A 20,352-nucleotide genomic window follows, 5' to 3' on the forward strand; every position below is an offset into this window, starting at 1 on the left:
ACGCGCAAGAAGCTTTTGACAGGGCAACCGATGGGTGGACCCCAAAAGAAGCAGGTCGTCGGAAGGTAGCCACCGCGCGGCATAGATCCAAACGCGCACGACACAGCGCGGGCATGGAGCGATTGCTCTGCTGCGCCGTTTCACTGCTTCCAACGTTTGATCTTCTGCTTCTTGCTTCCGTCCGTATGCCTTCGATAGACGACATTGCGGCCCCATTTGAGATGGTAAACCGCGACATGCGCATTGAGCTGCTGTTGGAGTACGCCGATAAGCTGCCGCCGCTGCCGCCCGATTACGAGGAAATGCGCAACGCCGGGCTCAACATGGTGCACGAGTGCCAGTCGCCCGTCTTTTTACGGCCCGAGGTGCGCGATGGCACCGTCCGCGTCAATGCCTACGCGCCCCGCGAGGCCCCCACCGCCCGCGCGTTCGTCTCCATCCTGCACGACGCCTTCGATGGCGAGCCGCCGGCCACCCTCCTCAACGCGCCCGATGACCTGCTCGACCGCCTCGGCCTGCGCGCGCTGCTGGGCGCGCGGCGCCTCCAGGGCTTGTCGGCCATCTATCAGCGGCTGCGCCAGGCGGTGCGCGCGCACGTCGACCAGGCCGCACCGGACGCCTCCTAAGCGCAACCAAATTTCAACAGTTGTTGGCGTGCGTGCGGCGCCCGCGCGGTAGCTTTTGGCCTCGCGGATTCGTACGTTGTACTGTTTCGCATTCGACGACGCCCCGCAAAAAATAGGACGGGGCGCGACGGTAGCTTTGTGTACGCATTTTACTTGACGCTTTATGGAAGCGGACAACTCCCGCATCATTCCGATCAACATCGAGGAGGAAATGAAATCCTCCTACATCGACTATTCGATGTCGGTGATTGTGAGCCGCGCCCTGCCCGACGTGCGCGACGGCCTGAAGCCGGTGCACCGGCGCGTGCTGTACGGCATGCACGACCTGGGCCTTACCGCCGGCGCGGCCTACAAAAAGAGCGCGCGCATCGTGGGCGAGGTACTCGGAAAGTATCATCCACACGGCGACTCGTCGGTGTACGATACGCTCGTACGGCTGGCCCAGGACTTCTCGATGCGCTATCCGCTGGTGGATGGCCAGGGCAACTTTGGCTCGATCGACGGCGACTCGGCAGCGGCGATGCGCTACACCGAGGCCCGCATGACCAAGCTGGCCGAGGAGCTGCTGCGCGACCTGGGCAAGGAAACCGTCAACACGCAGGAAAACTTCGACGGCTCGCTCGAAGAACCCACCGTGCTGCCGGCCGCCTTCCCCAACATGCTCGTGAGCGGCGCCGATGGCATTGCCGTGGGCATGGCCACCAAAATTCCGCCGCATAACCTGGGCGAGGCCATCGATGCCACGGTGGCCTACATCGACAACCCGGAGTGCTCCATCGAGGATCTGATGGCGCATTGCCCGGCGCCCGACTTCCCCACCGGCGGCATCATCTACGGCTACAAGGGCGTGCACGATGCCTACCACACCGGCCGCGGCCGCGTCATCATGCGGGCCAAGATGCACGAGGAGGAAATCCGTAAGGGCCGCCAAGCCCTCGTCATCACCGAAATTCCGTACCAGGTTAACAAGAGCAACGAGCTGGAGCGCATTGCCAAGCGCGTGCGCGATGACAAGATTGAAGGCATCTCTGACCTGCGCGACGAGAGCGACCGCGACGGCATGCGCATCGTGGTGGAGCTGAAGCAAAACGCGGTGCCCGATGTCGTCAAGAACCAAATCTACAAGCACTCGCGCCTGCAAGACACCTTTGGCGTGAACATGGTGGCGCTCGTCAACGGCCGCCCGCGCGTGCTCAACCTCAAGCAGGCGATTCAGCACTACGTGGAGCACCGCCACGAGATTGTGGTGCGCCGTACGCGCTACGACCTCGACAAGGCGCAGGCTCGGGCCCACACGCTGGCCGGCCTCACGCGGGCGCTCGATAACCTCGACGCCGTCATCGCGATTGTGCGACACTCGCCGGATTCCGACGCGGCCCGCGAGAACCTGATGCGCGGCGTGTATCCCGACACGCTCTCCGATGCCGATTTGGAGGACCTGGGCGTCTCCCTCGCCCCGCCGCACACGCGCCCGGACCGCAACGAAAATGCCCTCATGCACCGTCCCGACGAGGGATGGATGACCGAGGAGCAAGCCCGCGCCATCCTTCGCCTTACGCTCAACCGCCTCACCGGCATGGAGCGGGAGAAGATCGTGGCCGAGTACGACGACATCCTGGGCGAGATCGACCGGCTGCAAACAATCTTGGACAGCCGCGAGCGGCGCCTGGCCATCGTCCGCGAAGAGCTGCTGGAGGTGAAGGACCGCTTCAACGACGAGCGCCGCACCGCCATCGACTATACCGGTGGCGACATCATCATGGAGGACCTGATTGAGCGCGAGCACGTGGTGGTTACGCTCACGCATCAGGGCCTCACCAAGCGCACCAGCCTCGACGTCTACCGGGCGCAGGGCCGCGGCGGCGTGGGCCTGAAGGCCACCGGACGCCGCGACGACGACTACATCGAGCATCTGTTCGTGACGCACTCGCACGACATGCTCCTCTTCTTTACCGACCACGGCCAGTGCTACTGGCTCCGTGTGTTTGAAATCCCGGAAGGCAGCCGCACCGCCAAAGGCCGCTCCATCCGCAACCTCATCGACATTGCGCCCGACGACCGCGTGCGGGCGGTGCTGTCCGTGAGCAAAGACGACTTCGAGGACGACGACTTCCTTAACAGCCACTACGTCCTCATGGCCACCCGCAAAGGGCAGGTCAAGAAGTCGGTGCTTGAAGCCTTCAGCCGGCCGCGTACCAACGGCATCATCGCCATCTCGATCGACGAAGACGATCAGCTCATTGAGGCCGCGCTCACCGGCGGCGACAACACCGTGGTGGTAGGATCCTCTGGCGGGCGGGCGGTGCATTTCCACGAAGACGATGTGCGCCCCACCGGCCGCAACACCCGCGGCGTGCGGGGCATCACCCTGGGCGACGACGAACGAATGGTGGGGATGGTCTCCGTGGCGCCCGACATGCGCGAGGCGCTCGACATTTTAGCTGTGGGCGCCAACGGCTACGGCAAACGTACGGCCCTCACGGAGTACCGCACCCAAAGCCGGGGCGGCAAGGGCCTCATCACCATGAAGACGACCAACCGCACCGGTCCGCTCGTGGCCCTGAAAGGCGTGACCGACGACGAAGACCTGATGGTGATCACCGAAAACGGCATCATGATTCGCACCGGCGTGGAGGGCATCTCCACCATGGGGCGCAACACGCAGGGCGTGCGCATCATCAACCTGAAGTCGAAGGATGCCATTGCCGACATCACCCGTGTGGTGGTTGAGGAAGAGGCCGACGGCGCGGAGGAAACGGCCGATGAACGCGCGGCCGACGAAGACACAGATCCAACGGTGGCCGTCGATACGCCAACCAACGGACAATCGCCGGAGGCGTGAGCGCGCTACGGCGGTTTGCACCGGCCGATGCGGATAGCGCCTGGGCACGCACTACGGCTGCGCTATGGCGCGTGCGGCGTGCTGTAGCCGCGGCGCGTCCTTCATCGAAATTGGGCGCATTTTGTGCATTGCAGATGGACAAGCTGTCCCTCATTTTGTATCGTGGTGGTGCAGTATGCACCATCCGCTGTTTCTGTAGCTCGCTCACATAAGACTTCATATTATGGCTGAAGCAACGACGTCCCACATCGCCGACCTTTTGGGCGACGAAGCCGCCTCGCTCCTCGATCATACCTGCGACAAGATCAGCAAAGACCAGTTGCATCTGCCGGGTCCGGACTTTGTGGACCGCGTGTGGATCGACTCCGACCGCAACCCGCGTGTGCTGCGCAACCTCCAGCAGATGTTCAACACCGGCCGCTTGGCCGGAACGGGCTACCTCTCCATTTTGCCCGTCGACCAGGGCATCGAGCACTCCGGCGGCGCGTCGTTTGCCCCGAACCCGATCTATTTTGATCCGGAGAACATCATTGAGCTGGCCATTGAAGGCGGGTGCAACGCGGTGGCTACCACCTACGGCGTACTGGGCAGCGTGGCCCGCAAGTACGCCCACAAGATTCCGTTCATCCTGAAGTTCAATCACAACGAGCTGCTGTCGTACCCCAACACGTACGACCAGACGCTCTACGCATCGGTTGAGGACGCCTTCGACATGGGCTGTGCCGGCGTGGGCGCCACCATCTACTTTGGCTCGGACAACTCGACGCGCCAGATTCAGGAGGTGACGCAGGCCTTTGCGCGGGCCCACGAGTTGGGCATGTTCACCATTTTGTGGTGCTACGTGCGCAATTCGGCCTTCACAATTGACGGCAAAAACTACGAAGCCTCGGCCGACCTCACCGGGCAGGCCAACCACATCGGCGTAACCATTGAGGCGGACATCATCAAGCAGAAGCAGCCCACCCTGAACGGCGGCTACAAGGCGCTTAACATGGGCGATTCGAGCTACGGGAAGCTTGATGAGCGCATCTACACGAAGCTCTCGGGCGATCACCCGATCGACATGACGCGCTATCAGGTGGCCAACTGCTACATGGGGCGCGCCGGGCTCATTAACTCGGGCGGCGGCTCGGGCAAAAATGACCTGCAGCAGGTGGTGCGCACCGCTGTGATTAACAAGCGGGCCGGCGGGATGGGCCTCATCTCCGGCCGCAAAGCCTTCCAGAAGCCCATGGAGGACGGCGTTGAGATCTTGAACGCCATTCAGGATGTGTACCGCAACGAGGACATCACCGTCGCCTAACCCACGATATCCTTGCATCCAAGCAGCAGGGTCCCGCAGGTACCTGCTATCCCGAAGCGCACTCTCTGTCTGAGGGTGCGCTTTTTTGTGCAATACGTCCACCGTTCAAATCTCAACAAGCAAACAGCCCGTCGGCCGCGTGTGGACCGACGGGCTGCTATGTATGGTACCCAAACGTGAAGCGTGCGGCTACTGTGTAACTTTGTAGATCCAGGCCGTGAGCGTCCCGTAGCCCGCAAAGACCAACGCCACGGCAACGTGCTGCCCTACCCCCATCGGCTCGGTGTTCAGGATGAAGTACGTCAGCGCGTAGAGCGACAGCCCAAAGCTCGTGCCTAGAGGGAGCGCCAGGCTTTTCGATCGGCGATGGATGAGCCACCCCAGGGGCACCGTCACAAGCGTCGCAATCACAAAGTGGATGAACAGGATGGGCGCCAGGTACGTCACCAGCTGCGGGCCCGGCTCAAAGTTAAGCACCTTCGGAATGAAGTGCGTGGGGCCCATTGGGTTGTCGGCCCCCATCCAGTGCGTGGCGTACTCGAAGAAGATGAACGCACCGCCGGCAAGAAACGCTGCGCACAAAATGCCGCGCAGGCTAATGTCGGAGACATACTCGGCACTTTCGCCGGTCGAACCAAGCTGCTGAGGAGGCTTTGCCTTGGTGGTAGCCATAACTGATGAAGCAACGGTGAAAAAATAGCATATGTTGTACCTACCGCTGCTCGTCTTGCCGGTTGCAGCAGACGCTGTCTAGTTACAAAGTCCGTACATCCACGAAGCCCCGCATCCATGCGCTACGGCGGACATCACGCGGGTGCCGGGAGCTCCGCCTTTTTCGTTTTGGGCGCGGCCGTCTCGGAAGGAAGGGAAGCGCTGGGAAGTTGAATGTCCGGGGCGTCGGGGCGAAAGTTGAGGAGCACCTCCAGCACCTCGTCTTTGGTGTCTTGCTGCATGAGCCGGTGCCGCAGCTTGCTGGCGTTACGAAAGCCTTTGAAGTAGCCGCTGTAGTTTTTTCGCATCTCCAGCACGCCGGTCCGCTCGCCCAGCCACTCGCACTTCATCGACAAGTGCTCGGCCACCACCTGCACGCGCTCTTCCCAGCCGGGCGGCGGGGGGACCTCGCCCGTTTCCATATACGTTTTTGCCTGCTGAAAAATCCAGGGGTTGCCGATCGCGCCGCGGCCAATCATCACGGCATCGACGCCCGTCTCGTTGAACATGGCATCAATCCGCTCGGGGTCGAGCGCGTCGCCGTTGCCAATGAGCGGGATGTTGGTTACGCCGTCCGTCTTAATACGCCGCAGCCACGGCCAGCGCGCATCCCCGGTGTACTGCTGCTCGCGCGTGCGGGCATGCACGGCTAGCGCCGCAATGCCCAGGCGCTCCAGCCGCCGGGCAACCTCCACAATGCGAATAGAGTCGTCGTCCCAGCCCAGACGCGTTTTGACGGTGACCGGACGGTTCGAGTGCTCGAGCACGGCGGCCGTGATGGCTTCCATCTTGTCGAGGTCGCGGAGGATGCCCGCGCCGCCGTCCTTGCGCACGATTTTACGCACCGGACAGCCGAAGTTGATGTCGATCACATCGGGGCCCGCGGCATCCACGAGTGGGGTTGCCCGGCGCACCTCGTCGAGCGCGCCGCCCCACACCTGAATGCCGATGGGACGCTCCGCCTCGTAGATGTCGAGCTTCTGGTGCGCATCGTCTACGTCCCGCAGGAGCCCGGCCGACGAGACAAACTCGGTGTAGAGCATGTCTGCGCCGTACCGCTTGCACAGGATGCGAAACGGCGGGTCGCTCACGTCCTCCATGGGCGCGAGAAACAAGGGGCGGTCGGAAAATTCGAGGGGGCCAATGCGCATGGCACGCGAAGCACAGAACCGGGATGACACCGAAACATGGATGCGGCCCAACTTTTTTCCTCAGCGGGCTGTTCCTTTGCAGGGGAAGCAGACGCGACCGTTTCTTTTGTGCGACGCCTGATCTATACTTCAGCGCAACCGCCGCTCACCGTTACCCTCGTGCCTCATGCGACGCCTCGTTGCCGCCTGGTGTGTTCTCCTCCTGATGCCCGCCGCCCTACCCGCGCAGCCCGCGCAATGGATCGAACCGTTTGCGCGCGACTCCACGCGCCTCGTCCTCTCGCGGCCCGCGCAAAAAGGCGCCTTCCTGGATGTGGTGGGACGCCGCGCAGCACTGCTCGGCTACGAAAACGAATCGTTTGAGGTGTGGACCTATCCGCTGAAGCTGGTGCACGACTGGCGGCTGAAGTTCTCCATTGCGGGCTACCCGCTGGCCTACGACGGGCGCGACCTCATGACCCGCATCACGGTGCGGCCGGAGGCGACAACCATCACCTACACCCACGCGGCGTTCACCGTGCGGCAAGTTGTGTTTGCCCCGATTGACGCGCCCGGCGTGGTGATGCTCCTGGATGTGGAAAGCGTGCGGCCGGTGACGGTACACGGCGTCTTTCGGCCCGACCTGCGCCTGATGTGGCCCGCGGGCATGCCGCAAGACAACATCGCGTTTGACGCGGCCCGCGATCGCTACCAGCTGACGGTGCCCGGCCATCCCTACGCCGGGGTCATCGCGGCCCCCGGGGCGCGCGACGTCTCGCTGATGCCGTACCAGGAGGAGCCGCGCAACGTGCCCGCCGAGTTTGTCATCGAGACGACGCCCGCTACGACCCGTAACCGGTGGCTGCCCATCGTCTTTGCCGGCAGCATGGACAGCCTCGCCGCTGCCCACGCCACCGCCGACCGGCTTCTGCAAAACGCTGCCTCGCTCTATCAGCAGAATGTCGCGCACTACCGCGCGGTGTTGCGCGAATCGGTGCAGCTCGACACGCCCGACGACCGCCTTGACCGGGCCATGGACTGGGCCCTGATTGGAATGGACAAGGGCTTTGCCACCAATCCGCAGCTGGGCACCGGGCTCGTGGCGGGCTTCCGCACGGCGGGCGCGAGCGACCGCCCCGGCTTTGCCTGGTTCTTTGGCCGCGATGCGCTCTGGACCGCCTTCGCCCTGACGGCCGCGGGCGACACGGAAGGGACCCGCACGGCGCTCAACTTCCTCCAGACCTATCAGCGTGCCGACGGCAAAATTCCCCACGAGGTGTCGCAGAGCGCTGCTCTTGTGGACTGGTTTGCCGACTTTCCGTACCCCTGGGCCAGCGCCGATGCGACGCCGTTGTTCATCATTGCGCACGCCGATCTCTACCAGACCACCGGCGACCGCGCCTTCCTCCAAAAGCACTGGGAGGCCCTCCGGAAGGCCTACCGCTTCTCGAAACGCACCGATACCGACGGCGATCATCTCATCGAGAACACGAACGTGGGCCACGCCTGGATTGAGGGGGGCCTGCTGTACCCGTCGCACGAAGAGCTCTACCTGCAAGGGTTGTGGGCCGAGGCCGCCCGCAGCATGGCCACGCTCGCTACCGTCATGGACGCTCCGGCGTTGGCCCGCGAGGCCCGCGCGGTGCACGCGCAGGTTGTGGCGGCGATGGAGGCCACCTACTGGCTCCCCCGACGCGGCCACTACGCCCTGGGCACCCGGCGGCCCGCCCCCGGCAACGAGCGCTACACCGCAAGCAGCGTGCTTCCGGCCGTGCCGCTGTGGTGGGGCCTGCTCGACAGCGCCCGTGCGGCCTCGCAAATTGACCACCTGGGCAGTGGCGCCCTGGCTACCGACTGGGGGCACCGCATTGTGGCACAGACGAGCGACGTGTACGATCCGTTGTCGTATCACAACGGATCGGTGTGGCCCCTCTTTACCGGATGGGCCGCGATGGGCGCCTATCGGTACACGCGGCCGCACGTGGGGTACCAGGCCCTGATGAGCACGGCCCTGCTCACCACGCAAGATGCCCTGGGCTACATCACCGAACTGCTGTCGGGCGACTTCAACACCGCCTTTGGACGCACCTCGCACCACCAGATCTGGTCGGAAGCGATGATTGTGACGCCGGCGTTGCGCGGGCTCCTGGGCCTGCGCGTGCGGGATGGCGGACGCACGCTGCACGTTGCGCCGCAGCTACCGGCCAACTGGGACCACCTGCAGGCACGCAATGTGCCGGCCGGCAACGAGCGCTACACGCTGACGCTGCTTCGCACCGACAGCACCTATCGCCTCACGCTCGCGCCGCAATCCCCGGCAGCGGCCCTTCCGGACGTTGTCTTTGCCCCGGCGCTGCCCGGCGACGCGACGGTCCGTGGCGCGCGCGTGAACGGGGCGGCGGTGGACGTTCGGACGCACGCGGCCGGCGATCGCATGCGGGCGGTCGTTCGGGCATCGAGCGCCGCCGATACGCTGACCCTCACGCTGCAACGCACGCGCGGTACCGATGCGCTGTTGCCCGTGCACGCGCCGGCCCAGGGGGCGATGAATCGCGGGCTGCGGGTGCTGCGCGCTGCCGCCACCACGGGTACGCTGCGCCTCGTGCTGGAGGGCCGCGCCGGGCGCACCTACCGCGTGCCCATCCGCTCGCCCCACCGCCTCACGGCGCCCCCGGGCACATCCATTGTAGAACGCCGCGGCGACATCACCGTGCTGTCTGTGCCTTTTCCGCCCGCCGACACGCGCTACGTGCGGCAGACCCTTCGCGTGCGGTGGTAGACGCGCCCGTCGGCAGCGCGCGGAACGTAGCCGGTAAATTTACGGTTAGATAGGCATCCGACTATTGAAATAAGCGCACCGGAGGCTGTATTATGGCAACAGAGGCAATGAACGAAAGCTGGCGTCGCATTCGCGACCAGATCAAAGAAATCTGGGAAGAGGCCGACTTCGACGACAAAGAGATGAAGCGGGCCCGCGGCGAGATGCACAAGATCGTCGGGCTGATTCACGACAAGACCGGCGAATCGCGTGAGGAAATCCGCCGCAAAATGGGCGCAATCCTGTAGCTTTCGTCCGCGCTCGCTTGCTTTCTTGCGCACTGCGCACCGGCGCCTGTCTCGCACTTGCGGACAGGCGCTTTCGTTTGGTTTTTACGCACACACCCTTGCTGTTGCATGTCTGATGTTGACGCTACATCCCTTGGCGCCGCTGCCGATCATGAAAGCGCTTCCTACCAGGAGCACGCGGCCCGCTACGAAGCCCTGCTGCAAACCATGAACGAACGCGCCGCCGCCGTGCGCGCCGGCGGGGGCCAGCGGCGCATTGACCGCCAGCACGAGCGCGGCAAGCTCACGGCCCGCGAGCGCATCGAATACGTGCTCGACGATCCGGACGACTTCAAGGAGCTTGGGCTCTTTGCGGGCTACGAGATGTACGAGGAGGAAGGCGGCTGCCCGGCCGGCGGCACCGTGATGGGCCTCGGCACCATCAGCGGACGCCTCACCCTGGTGGTGGCCAACGATGCCACCGTAAAGGCCGGCGCGTGGTTTCCCATTACCGCCAAGAAGAACCTGCGGGCCCAGGAAATTGCCCTGGAGAACCACGTGCCCATCGTGTACCTCGTCGACTCGGCCGGGGTCTACCTGCCCATGCAGGACGAAATCTTTCCCGACAAAGAGCACTTTGGGCGCATCTTTCGCAACAACGCCCGTCTCTCCAGCCGCGGCATCCCGCAGATTGCCGCCATCATGGGCAGTTGCGTAGCGGGCGGCGCCTACCTGCCGATTATGTCGGACGAGGCCATCATCGTCAATGGCACCGGCTCGGTCTTTTTGGCCGGACCGTTTTTGGTAAAGGCGGCCATCGGCGAGGAAGTGGACGAGGACGAGCTGGGCGGTGCGGTAACGCACTCTGAAATCTCGGGCGTGACCGACTACACCGCCGCGACGGACGAAGAGGCGCTCGACATTGTGCGCAACCTGATGGACCACATGGGGCCGGTGGAGCGCTTCGGCTTTACGCGCGCGACGCCCCAAGAACCAGCGTTTGCCGCTGATGAGCTGTACGGCCTCTTCCCCAGCGCAGGCACGCCGCAGTACGACGCCCGCGACATCCTGGCGCGCATCGTAGATGCCGAGTCGTGGACGGAATACAAGGCGGGCTACGGGCAAACGCTCGTTACCGGCTACGCCCGCATCGACGGCTGGAACGTGGGTGTTGTGGCCAACCAGCGCAACATCGTCCGTAAAAATGTGGGCCACGAGAAGCGCGGCGAAATCCAAGTGGGCGGCGTGATCTATGGCGACGCAGCAGACAAGGCCGCACGCTTCATCATGAATTGCAATCAGAAGCACATCCCGCTGGTGTTCTTCCAGGACGTCACCGGCTTCATGGTGGGCAAGCGCGCCGAGCACAGCGGCATCATCAAGGACGGCGCCAAGATGGTGAACGCGGTCGCCAACAGCACCGTGCCCAAGTTTACGGTGGTCATGGGCAACTCGTACGGCGCCGGCAACTACGCCATGTGCGGGCGGGCATACGACCCGCGCTTGATGCTCGCCTGGCCAACGGCCAAGATCGCCGTGATGGGCGGCACACAAGCGGCGAAGGTGCTCAAGCAGATCCAGGTGCGCGCCCTGCAGAAGAAAGGCAAGGAGCTCTCGGAAGAAGACGAGCAGGAGCTTCTCTCAACCATCGAGGACCGCTACGAAGAGCAAACGACCGCCTACTACGCCGCGGCCCGCCTCTGGACCGACGCCCTCATCGATCCCACCGCCACGCGCGAGTGGCTGTCGTTAGGCATCGAGATGGCCGATCACAACCCAACCATGGAGCCGTTCAATCCGGGCGTCATCCAAACCTGATGATGGCCGTTCGAAGCTCACTCGTGCCTTGTTATCAGGATTTGCCGCCGAAAGTCGCACTTACCGTAAGGCCTCGATGCGCGCCCGGTCGACGCGGGTCTATTGCACGAGCGCACCGCGCTGCTGTCCCAGCTGCTTATCCAGACTGCTGAAGAAGGCCTGCACAACGTCCGCCGGGGCTTCGTCGCCGTCGGCCGCGAGAAGTTGCACGGTTACGCGGGCGTTGGTACGCGTCGTGGCTTCTTTGTCTGCGATAACGACGCGATACGGCGTTCGCGTCTTGGCGTCCTGGCGAACAAACGAGAGTTCGTAACGCGATCGCGCGGGCCGGGCGGTGCCCGCGAGTTGGAAATTGGACGCACGGATGACCGCTTGCGCGGCCGTTAGCACCTGCCCAACGGACGACTGGCTGTACGTACGCATTGCGCCCTCCCCAGCGCCACCCGATAGGGACTGCGTGACCGAACAACCAGCAACAAGAACAGACACGCTCAGAAGAAATGCAGCGAGCACGTGATTCATAAAGGTAGCATGTAAGCAATAAAGGCCAGGTACGTCAGGATACGCACTGCGCTGGATGAAGACAAGCCGCGTCACTCGGATGTGCGCAGGCTGCGGGGCAGAAGGCCGCGCTGCACCCCTTCCAACACGGCAAGCACCGCAACGGTGAGCACGGCCGCCGGCACGGTGCCTTCCAAGATGAGACCTACGTCGGCGCGGCGAATGCCGGTGAGGATTGGCTGCCCATAGCCGCCGGCGCCAATGAGGGCACCGAGCGTGGCCGTTCCGATGTTGATGACGGCCGCGATTTTGATGCCCGCCCCTATCGAGCGGGCGGCCAGCGGAAGATCGACGCGCAGGAGCTTAGCCGTGGGAGAGAGTCCGAGCACCGCCGCCGATTCCTGCAGCGACGGTTCGATGCCGCGCAGTCCGGTGAAGGTATTCCACACGATGGGCAGCAGGCTATAGAGCGTAAGCGCCAGCACCGCCGGCGCGTAGCCCAATCCGATGAGCGGCACCATGAGGGCCAGCAGCGCCAGGGAGGGAATCGTGTAGGTGACGCCCACGAGCAACAGCACGCCGGGGCCTACCCACCGCACGCGGGCCGCGACAATACCCAGCGGAATGCCCAGCACTACGGCCACGGCCAGCGAAACGCCCACCAGCCCCACGTGCTCGCGCGTCCGCTGCCACACGCGATCGACCCACGACGCGGCCGGTGGCGGCGTTACGCGCAGCGACGAGAAGGTACGATTGAGGAAGCGCGCCGCGACGACGGTCTCCCGCTGCCCGTCAATTTTGGCGCGCCGGTTGAGCCGCTGCATGGTGGCCGCATCGATGCGGCCGGCCAGCCGCTGAAGGGCCTGTGCCGCCGCAGCCGGCAGATCGGCCCGGTAGACGTAGACGGCCTGGTATGCCGGAAAAAAGTTGCGGGTGTCCGCAAGCACGCGCAGATCGTGGGCCGCCAGTTCGGCATCGGTGGTGTACACATCGGTGACGTCGATCGCCCCGCTGCGCAGCCCGCGATAGGCCAGCGCGTGGTCGACGCCCTGCGCCGACTGCGGCAGCTCGTAGGCCCGCTTCAGCGCCGGCCAGCCATCGCTGCGCTTCATAAACTCGTTGGTGAACGCAAACGTGAGGTCCGGATGCGCCCGCAGGTCGGCAATGGACTCGATGCCCAGGCGCCGGGCCTGCGCGGCGCGCATGCCGAGGGCGTAGGTGTTGTTGAAGCCGAGCGGCGCGGTCATGCGCAGGTTGTAGTGCGCGAGCGTATCGCGGAGCGCGGCCCGCGTAGGGGCAGTGCCCGGCAAAATTTCTTGCGTAAGCGTGCCCGTGTACGCCGGATACACATCGAGCCCGCCGCGCAGCAGGGCCTCCCACAGAAAGCGCGAGCCGCCCAGTTCCGCTTCGTGGCGCGCCGGTAGCGACGTGGTCGCTTCGATGAGGTGCGTAGCCATCCAGCCCAGGATGACGTTCTCGGTGAACTTCTTCGAGCCCACCACCACGCGCGTGCTGTCGGCCGGTTGAGCAGATGTGGGCGCCGGGCCAATCGCCAGCAGAAGCGCCAGCCCCCCGATCAGGCTCCACCGAGATACTTCGGGAGGCCGGGGGAGGCTAAAACGAGCACGTTGAAGAAGCCAGCGGACGGGTTGCATACGGATCATGAGGCGCATCGGGACTTGCGAACGGCCATTGGGCGACAAAGCACCGTGCCTTAACACCGATAGGCCGGCGGTTGTGGTCCCCTCCGTCGAGGATTGGGCAACGGCGTTTCAAGTTGTCAATACGACCGAGCACATAAAAAGCACGCCCCGCCGTTTTGCCGCAGCAGCCGGCTGGGCCCCATCGCCGGTTCCGGACACGGCTGGACCTCCCGCCCGGCTCATATCGTACAAGCGGGGAACGTTTTTCTCATCTCAGCCCGAACGACCATGGTCACCATCATCGACTACGGGATTGGCAATCTGCGGTCTATCGAGAAGGCGCTGGAGCGCGTGGGCGCGTCGGTCACGCGCACCGATGATCCAGCGGCCATTGCAGCCGCCGATCGGTTGGTCCTACCAGGCGTGGGCGCCTTTGGGGCATGCGCCGACGCCATCCGAAGCCGCGGCCTGGAAGCGCCCCTGCAGGAGGCGGTGGGCCGCGGCACGCCGCTGCTGGGCGTATGTGTGGGCATGCAGCTCCTGTTTGATGTGGGCCTCGAACACGGCACCCACGAGGGGCTCGGCCTCCTGCCCGGCCGCGTGGTGCACTTCCACAAGGCGCCCGCCGGAGAAGCCGACGCCCTCAAGGTGCCGCACATGGGCTGGAACCAGTTGGCCATTCGGCGCGCAACGCCTCTGACGCGCGACCTGGGCGATGCGCCGTACGTCTACTTTGTGCACTCGTATCACGCCGTCGCCGACAGCCCGCGCGATGTCGTGGCGACGGCGACCTACGGACACGCGTTTCCGGCCATCGTGCAGCGCGACAACGTGTATGGCGTCCAGTTCCACCCCGAAAAGAGTCAGTTGCCGGGGCTGCGCATCCTCCAAAACTTTGCCACCCTGGCGCCGGTGCCCGCATAGAGGCTTCCGACAGGGCATGAGCAGGGCCCGGACCGCTTCACCCGTAATCGGTTTGCGCGTCGGCGCGCCGGCGGCTATATTTATCCCGCGTATCGTTCAGCAACCCGCCGCCCGCTTATGGCCGAGCGCTATCTCGTAAGTGCCCGCAAGTACCGCCCCCGCCAGTTCGACGAGCTGGTGGCGCAGGAGCACGTGGCGAGCACGCTCAAAAATGCGATCCGCCGCGACCGGCTCAGCCACGCCTATCTCTTTAGCGGACCGCGCGGAGTGGGCAAAACCACCGCCGCGCGCATCCTGGCCAAGGCCATCAACTGCGAGACCCCGCGCGACGAACGCCCCGACAACGCCGAGCCGTGCTGCGCCTGTCCGTCGTGCAAGGCGTTTGAGGAGGGCCGCAGCCTGAACGTATTTGAGGTCGATGCCGCCTCCAACAACAAGGTCGACGACATCCGCGAGCTGCGTGAGAAGGTGCGCATCCCGCCGCAGGGGAGCAAAAAGAAAGTGTACATCCTCGACGAGGTGCACATGCTCTCCACCCAGGCCTTCAACGCGCTGCTGAAGACCCTGGAGGAGCCGCCGCCGCACGCGCTGTTCATCTTTGCCACCACCGAGCCGCACAAGGTGCTGCCCACCATCTTGTCGCGCTGCCAGCGGTTCGACTTCCGCCGCATCCCCGTCGCAGACATTGTGGAGCGCCTCCAGGAAATCTGCACGGCCGAAGACATCACGGCCGATGATGAGTCGCTCATGCTCATCGCGCGCAAGGGGGAAGGCGCCCTCCGCGACGCCCTCTCCGCGTTCGATCAGGCCCTCTCGCTCTGTGGCACCACGCTCACGTACGAAGCGCTCGCGCAGGCGCTGGGCGTGGTCGACCGCGACCTCTACTTCAAGGCCACTACCCACGCGGCCGGGCAAGACAGCGCCGGAATGCTCCAGCTGGTGCAGCGCGTGGTGCACGAGGGCTACGACCTCCGCGAATTTCTCAATGGACTGGCCGAGCACCTGCGCCACCTGCTCGTGGTGGAAACGCTGGGCCCCGAAGCCCTTACCGAAGTCGCCGCGGGCGCCCGCAGCCGCTACGTCGCGGCCGCCGCCCCGTTTGGGGAAGCCGATCTGTTGCGCCTGCTCATGGTGGCCAGCGACGCCGAAGCCGACGTCAAGGGGAGCCCGCAGCCGCGCCTGAAGCTGGAGCTCGCCCTGCTGAAGATGGCGCACATGCAGCGCGCCGCCGACCTTGAGCGGGCCCTGGACGCGATCGATGCCCTGGAAACGTTGGTAGACGAAGGAGAACTGCCCGATACGTGGACGGCCCCCGACCGCCCGTCAGCCTCCGACCCCACACAAGGAACAACCGGCGCTTCAACCGAATCGAGCGCTTCGAACTCCGACGCAGCATCGACGCCGCCCGCAACGTCCACCGAAAGCGCTCCGGATGCCGGAGACGCTTCGGACGTTGACGAGGACACCGAGGCATCCCCCACCGACGATCCAATTCCGGGCCCCCCCACGCCGCACGCACCGGCCGACCCGTCCGCCGCACGTGATGATGAATCGGAGGCCGCACCGGCCGATCCCGACGATGAACCTGCGGATGCGCCGGCGCAGGATACGACGCCTGCGGCCGATGCAGACGCTTCTGACCCGAAGCCCGCGGAGGACGAAACGCCCACCGCGGCGCCAGGCGACGAGGCTTCCTCGGGCGAGGACGGAACCGGCGCGGACGACGGAGCGGACGACGCCCCCAGCAACCGGCCTCCGTCGGACGACACCGCACCGCCTGCAGCAGGTTCCTCACCGTCCGATCGCAGCGACGACCTGTACAACGACCTCTTTAGCCAGCCCGCCCTCTCGCCCGACGACGAGACTGCCGGCGAGGCGGCGAGCGGCGACGACGCCCCACGCGATGACGCAAGTTCCACAGCCACGGCGGTAGCTGAGCCCCCCGCCCCCACCGCGCGCTACGATGCGGACGCCCAGGCGCGCATCGAAAAGGAATGGCCACGCATCGTGCAGTCGGCCACGCAGGGGCACATTGCCGTTCGATCGGTGCTCAAAAACGTAGCGCCCGGCGCACTCTCCAACGGCGTGCTGACGCTTACGGTGGAGGACGACCTGCAGCGGCGCACCGTCCGCGAGCAGCAGCAGGCCCTGTTGACCGCCATCGCCGAGGAAACGGATGTGGATGTGAAGCGGCTGAACCCGGAGGTGCACACCGCCCCCGCCGACACCTCGGCTGCCACGCCCGACGCGTTCCTCTCGCCCATCAAACGGCTCGAAAAATTGCGGCCCACGTACGACGCCCTCGACGCCCTCTTTGAAGGCTTCGACCTCGAATCGGCCTGGTAGCGCATGCCCGCCTCCGTTAACCCGCGCACCGCGGGCGGGCTGCCCCGTCAATGCCTAACGATGGGTTCACATCGTTTCGCCCGTGGGAGCGGATCGGCAGGAGCACTTCCTCGTACACTACCCGCTTGTACGCACACAATTTCTTAAGCCCTACCCCTTTTATGTCCAACGGAATGGATATGTCGAAGATGTTTGGCCAAATGATGGACATGCAGAAAAAGATGTCCGAGGCCAAGGAATCGCTTGGTAAGAAAACGACCACCGCGGAAGCCGGCGGCGGCATGGTGAAGGTTACCGCCAACGGCAACCAGGAAGTCACGGCCATCGAGATTGACCCCGATGCCGTTGATCCTGACGATCTCGAACTGCTCGAAGACCTCATCATCGCGGGCGTGAACAAGGCGTTGGAAGAAGCCGGCGACCTCGCGCAGGAAGAGATGAAAAAGTCGATGGGCAACATGCTGCCGCCGGGCATGGACCTGAGCCAGCTGGGACTGTAGACCGAACCGCGTTGTGATGGTGTAGGCGCCCCGTCGCGTGTCGCTTCGGGGCCGCTGCGCCGGTATTGCTGATAAGTGGGTGCACTATGCAATTTACATCGGAGTCTGTGGAAGCGCTGGTGGAGCAATTCACCAAGCTCCCCACCATTGGGCAAAAAACGGCACGCCGCCTGGCCAACTACGTGCTCAAGATGCCCGACGATGAGGTGGCGGCGATTGCGCAGGCCCTGCTCGACGTAAAAGAGCGCGTACAGCGGTGTTCAAGGTGCTACGTGGTTGCGGACGCCGATCCGTGCCCCATCTGCCAGTCGGAAGAACGCGACCGTACCACGATTTGCGTTGTGGAAGAGTCGAGCGACCTGCTGGCCATTGAGCGCACCGGCGAATATCGCGGGCTGTACCACGTGCTTGGGGGCGTCATCTCGCCGCTCGACGGCATAGGCCCCGACGACCTGCGCATCCGCGAGCTGGCGCAACGCCTCGATCCGTCGTTTGGCAACGGCACGGCCGAAGAAGAAGCCCCCGCACCGGAAGACCTCGCCATTCAAGAGCTCATTTTGGCGGTGAACCCCAACGTGGAGGGCGACACCACGGCCTACTACATCACGCAACTGCTGGAATCGTTTGACGTCCGCATAACGCGCATTGCCCGCGGCCTGCCCATTGGAGGCGACTTAGAGTACGCCGATGAAGCCACCCTCTCGCGGGCGCTCGAAGGACGCGGCCACGTCTAAGGGCGGTGCTGCGTTCCCCACGTGTTCCTCTCCCCTTCGGAACTGCAACGGTATGAAAATTACAGTCATCGGCGCCGGCTCCATCGGCGCAGCCGTCACCCGTCACCTGTGCGCGCACACCGATGACGTCTCGCAGGTGCAGGTGTGCGATACGCATGCCAGCTCGCTGCAAAAGCTGCACGACCAGACCGACGCGCCGGTGCTGCGGTCGTTTCAGGCCGACGCGCGCGACACCAACGTGATCGACCAGATTATTCGGGGCAGCGACTGCGTGATTAGCTGCGTGCCGCCTGAGCTAAACCCCGAGCTCGCCGAGCTCTGCGTGCACCTTGGCATCAACTTTTGCGACCTGGGCGGCAACGACCAGATTGTGAACCGCGAGCTGGCTCTCGACGAGCAGGCCCGCGAAAAGTCGATATGGGTGGTGCCCAACTGCGGCCTCGCGCCGGGGCTCATCAACGTGTTGTGCATGCGCGGGCTGGCGCAGTTCGACACCCCGCAGGCCGCGCACTTGCGCGTGGGCGACGTGCCCCTGGAGCCGCAGCCCCCGTTCAACTTCCGCATCTCGTGGTCGGCACAGCGCATCCTCGACGACTACACCAATCCTGCGCAGCACCTCCGAGGCGGCACGCTCACCACCGTCGACGCCCTCTCGGGCGCCGAAGACATCACGTTCGATCCGCCGTTTGAAGGGATGCAGGCCTTTTGCACGCAGGGCGGCCTCTCCACGCTGGCCGAGTCGTTGGCCGGCACCATCGAAACGTTTGATCACAAGACGATCCGCTGGCCCGGACACCTCTCGCAGATGCAGTTTGTGCTGGGCCTGGGCCTTGCCGAAGATCGCAAGATTGGCGTCCAAACGCATCTCACGTACCGCGATGTGCTGGTGCGCAAGATGCGCGATCGGCTGGGGGGCGTGTACAAAGACGCCGTGCTCTTGCGCGTGGTGCTCCACGGCGAAAAGGACGGCGCCCCGCACACGCTGGTCTACGAGATGGCTGAGCGCTTCAACGACGACACCCACGAGACGGCCATGATGCGCAGCACAGCCATTCCGGCCATTGCCTCAGCGCTCCTCATCGCAAGGCGCGACGGGGCCGTTACGGGCGGGGGGGCTGGCGTCCTTGAAGATGTGGTACCCCTCGATGCGTTCTACGACATGGTGTGCGAGCAGGGGCTGGGCATCACCGAGCGCTGGCACGAGGGCTTTGTTGACGTGGCCACGGCCCGCCCGATGGAGCAAGCCTAAGCGCTCGACCGAGCCGGGCGGCTTACATGGGCGGCAGCGGCCGCCGATCGGGCGATGCGCTGTGCGGGTTGGCGCCGTGCACGGTGTAGGTGGGGTAAGCGATGGCAATGTTGGGGTGCGTCTCGAAGCGTTCCAGCAGCTCGATGGTTAGGCCATGCCGCAGGTTGCGACGGCCGCGCGTGTGTGTGAGGTGGCGCAGGGTGAGCCGCACGCCATGGTCGACCATGTCGACATACACGTACGGCGTAAGCACGCGGTAGCGCACCAGGTAGTCCCGCGTTACGGCCTGCAGCTGCTCGCGCGCCTCGCGCGTCACATCAGGCAGCAACTCCTCGGCCACTTCTTCGACGATGCCGCGCGCCGCGCGCCAATCGCTCTGAAACGTAACCACGACGCTCACCTCATTCCAGATGAAGTCGAACCCGTCCGTGTAATTCTTAACGGCGTGCACAAAGAGCCAGCTGTTCGGAATGTGCACGATGCGGCCCGTGCTTTGGTCGGCCGCGACCCACTCGCCCACCTCCATGACCGCCGTTTGGAGCGGCCCGATGTCGACAACGTCGCCGCGCACGCCGTTCACCTCGATGCGGTCGCCGTGCGCAAAGGGCACGTGCCACGACAGCCGCACGCCGCCCACAAGGCTCAGCAGTACGTCGCGCAGCGCAACGGCCAGCCCCGCACCAATGATGGTGAGGAGGGTAAACACGCCGCTTGCGCTGGGGGACCACAAGGCAATGGTGAAGACAGCAGCCAGCAGCACCGTGCCCCGCCGCACCCATTTGGCGGCCTGGTAGCGGTGCGTCGCGTCGTGCACGTAGCGCTTAATGAGCCGATGGCCCAGGCGGATGAGTCCGTAGGCCGCCCCCAGCACAGCAGCGGTAACCACCAGCCGGTAGATGAGCGTAGCATTGAGCGGCAGGGTGGAGAGGTCCATGGCCTAAGAGACGTCGGAAGCAGCACGCTGCCCTGAAGGAAAGCGG

Annotated in this window: 16 protein-coding genes; 11 read left to right on the top strand and 5 right to left on the bottom strand. The window is 64.7% G+C overall.

The genetic code is table 11. The annotated features are described in order from the left end of the window. Positions 1–185 precede the first annotated feature (185 nt). From SALLO_RS15790 to SALLO_RS0106880, 3 genes are all read left to right on the top strand, one after another. The gene (locus tag SALLO_RS15790; RefSeq protein ID WP_022835572.1) at positions 186–626 is read left to right on the top strand and encodes a SufE family protein; all 441 of its coding nucleotides are present in this window, start codon (positions 186–188) and stop codon (positions 624–626) included. 163 nt (positions 627–789) lie between these two features. Next, positions 790–3,468: a DNA gyrase subunit A gene (gyrA, locus tag SALLO_RS15795; RefSeq protein WP_022835573.1), complete on the top strand. Its 2,679-nt coding sequence runs from the start codon at positions 790–792 to the stop codon at positions 3,466–3,468. Positions 3,469–3,691: 223 nt separating this feature from the next. After that, positions 3,692–4,771, top strand: coding sequence for a class I fructose-bisphosphate aldolase (locus SALLO_RS0106880; RefSeq protein ID WP_022835574.1), 1,080 nt, complete (start codon positions 3,692–3,694; stop codon positions 4,769–4,771). 189 nt (positions 4,772–4,960) lie between these two features. Here the strand turns inward: SALLO_RS0106880 and SALLO_RS0106885 are convergent, their stop codons facing one another. Beyond that, complete coding sequence (locus SALLO_RS0106885) at positions 4,961–5,443, bottom strand: hypothetical protein (protein WP_022835575.1); 483 nt, start codon at positions 5,441–5,443, stop codon at positions 4,961–4,963. 134 nt (positions 5,444–5,577) lie between these two features. Beyond that, positions 5,578–6,633: a tRNA dihydrouridine synthase DusB gene (gene dusB / locus SALLO_RS0106890; RefSeq protein ID WP_028567002.1), complete on the bottom strand. Its 1,056-nt coding sequence runs from the start codon at positions 6,631–6,633 to the stop codon at positions 5,578–5,580. 166 nt (positions 6,634–6,799) lie between these two features. Here dusB and SALLO_RS15800 point away from each other — a divergent pair, with 166 nt between their 5' ends. From SALLO_RS15800 to SALLO_RS15805, 3 genes are all read left to right on the top strand, one after another. Beyond that, positions 6,800–9,391 (top strand): amylo-alpha-1,6-glucosidase, encoded by a 2,592-nt coding sequence (locus tag SALLO_RS15800; protein WP_157621325.1) that lies wholly within the window; start codon positions 6,800–6,802, stop codon positions 9,389–9,391. Positions 9,392–9,498: 107 nt separating this feature from the next. Next, entirely contained in the window at positions 9,499–9,678 is a 180-nt protein-coding gene (locus SALLO_RS0106900) for a hypothetical protein (protein ID WP_228702789.1), read from the top strand. 108 nt (positions 9,679–9,786) lie between these two features. Further along, positions 9,787–11,475 carry an acyl-CoA carboxylase subunit beta gene (locus tag SALLO_RS15805; protein WP_022835579.1) on the top strand — a complete coding sequence of 563 codons (1,689 nt, stop codon included), beginning with the start codon at positions 9,787–9,789 and terminating at the stop codon, positions 11,473–11,475. 99 nt (positions 11,476–11,574) lie between these two features. Here the strand turns inward: SALLO_RS15805 and SALLO_RS0106910 are convergent, their stop codons facing one another. Continuing rightward, the gene (locus tag SALLO_RS0106910) at positions 11,575–11,898 is read right to left on the bottom strand and encodes a hypothetical protein (protein ID WP_022835580.1); all 324 of its coding nucleotides are present in this window, start codon (positions 11,896–11,898) and stop codon (positions 11,575–11,577) included. Positions 11,899–12,068: 170 nt separating this feature from the next. Then, a complete protein-coding gene (locus SALLO_RS0106915; RefSeq protein ID WP_157621327.1) occupies positions 12,069–13,631 on the bottom strand; it encodes a glycine betaine ABC transporter substrate-binding protein in 1,563 nt (520 codons plus the stop codon). A gap of 276 nt (positions 13,632–13,907) precedes the next feature. Between SALLO_RS0106915 and hisH the strand changes: the two genes are divergently transcribed. The 5 genes from hisH (at position 13,908) to SALLO_RS15815 (ending at position 19,372) form a co-directional block, all read left to right on the top strand. Further along, positions 13,908–14,543, top strand: a complete 636-nt coding sequence (gene hisH / locus SALLO_RS0106920; protein WP_022835582.1) for an imidazole glycerol phosphate synthase subunit HisH — start codon at positions 13,908–13,910, stop codon at positions 14,541–14,543. Between the two features lie 117 nt (positions 14,544–14,660). Beyond that, entirely contained in the window at positions 14,661–16,889 is a 2,229-nt protein-coding gene (dnaX, locus tag SALLO_RS15810; protein WP_022835583.1) for a DNA polymerase III subunit gamma/tau, read from the top strand. Between the two features lie 179 nt (positions 16,890–17,068). Next, positions 17,069–17,389 carry a YbaB/EbfC family nucleoid-associated protein gene (locus SALLO_RS0106930; protein WP_228702790.1) on the top strand — a complete coding sequence of 107 codons (321 nt, stop codon included), beginning with the start codon at positions 17,069–17,071 and terminating at the stop codon, positions 17,387–17,389. Positions 17,390–17,475: 86 nt separating this feature from the next. Next, positions 17,476–18,123 (top strand): recombination mediator RecR, encoded by a 648-nt coding sequence (gene recR, locus SALLO_RS0106935; RefSeq protein ID WP_022835585.1) that lies wholly within the window; start codon positions 17,476–17,478, stop codon positions 18,121–18,123. Between the two features lie 52 nt (positions 18,124–18,175). Further along, complete coding sequence (locus SALLO_RS15815; RefSeq protein WP_051141327.1) at positions 18,176–19,372, top strand: saccharopine dehydrogenase family protein; 1,197 nt, start codon at positions 18,176–18,178, stop codon at positions 19,370–19,372. A gap of 22 nt (positions 19,373–19,394) precedes the next feature. Here SALLO_RS15815 and SALLO_RS15820 read toward each other — a convergent pair whose 3' ends face one another. Further along, positions 19,395–20,306 carry a mechanosensitive ion channel family protein gene (locus SALLO_RS15820; RefSeq protein ID WP_022835587.1) on the bottom strand — a complete coding sequence of 304 codons (912 nt, stop codon included), beginning with the start codon at positions 20,304–20,306 and terminating at the stop codon, positions 19,395–19,397. Between the last annotated feature and the right edge of the window lie 46 nt (positions 20,307–20,352).

Origin of the sequence: Salisaeta longa DSM 21114 (assembly GCF_000419585.1) — a bacterium.
Taxonomy (GTDB): Bacteria; Bacteroidota; Rhodothermia; order Rhodothermales; family Salinibacteraceae; genus Salisaeta; species Salisaeta longa.

Bases quoted from the DNA above. Each gene is read 5' to 3' on its own strand.
- SALLO_RS15790 (WP_022835572.1), top strand. From the start codon at position 186: ATGCCTTCGATAGACGACATTGCGGCCCCATTTGAGATGGTAAACCGC.
- gyrA (WP_022835573.1), top strand. From the start codon at position 790: ATGGAAGCGGACAACTCCCGCATCATTCCGATCAACATCGAGGAGGAA.
- SALLO_RS0106880 (WP_022835574.1), top strand. From the start codon at position 3,692: ATGGCTGAAGCAACGACGTCCCACATCGCCGACCTTTTGGGCGACGAA.
- SALLO_RS0106885 (WP_022835575.1), bottom strand. From the start codon at position 5,443: ATGGCTACCACCAAGGCAAAGCCTCCTCAGCAGCTTGGTTCGACCGGC.
- dusB (WP_028567002.1), bottom strand. From the start codon at position 6,633: ATGCGCATTGGCCCCCTCGAATTTTCCGACCGCCCCTTGTTTCTCGCG.
- SALLO_RS15800 (WP_157621325.1), top strand. From the start codon at position 6,800: ATGCGACGCCTCGTTGCCGCCTGGTGTGTTCTCCTCCTGATGCCCGCC.
- SALLO_RS0106900 (WP_228702789.1), top strand. From the start codon at position 9,499: ATGAACGAAAGCTGGCGTCGCATTCGCGACCAGATCAAAGAAATCTGG.
- SALLO_RS15805 (WP_022835579.1), top strand. From the start codon at position 9,787: ATGTCTGATGTTGACGCTACATCCCTTGGCGCCGCTGCCGATCATGAA.
- SALLO_RS0106910 (WP_022835580.1), bottom strand. From the start codon at position 11,898: ATGCGTACGTACAGCCAGTCGTCCGTTGGGCAGGTGCTAACGGCCGCG.
- SALLO_RS0106915 (WP_157621327.1), bottom strand. From the start codon at position 13,631: ATGCAACCCGTCCGCTGGCTTCTTCAACGTGCTCGTTTTAGCCTCCCC.
- hisH (WP_022835582.1), top strand. From the start codon at position 13,908: ATGGTCACCATCATCGACTACGGGATTGGCAATCTGCGGTCTATCGAG.
- dnaX (WP_022835583.1), top strand. From the start codon at position 14,661: ATGGCCGAGCGCTATCTCGTAAGTGCCCGCAAGTACCGCCCCCGCCAG.
- SALLO_RS0106930 (WP_228702790.1), top strand. From the start codon at position 17,069: ATGTCGAAGATGTTTGGCCAAATGATGGACATGCAGAAAAAGATGTCC.
- recR (WP_022835585.1), top strand. From the start codon at position 17,476: ATGCAATTTACATCGGAGTCTGTGGAAGCGCTGGTGGAGCAATTCACC.
- SALLO_RS15815 (WP_051141327.1), top strand. From the start codon at position 18,176: ATGAAAATTACAGTCATCGGCGCCGGCTCCATCGGCGCAGCCGTCACC.
- SALLO_RS15820 (WP_022835587.1), bottom strand. From the start codon at position 20,306: ATGGACCTCTCCACCCTGCCGCTCAATGCTACGCTCATCTACCGGCTG.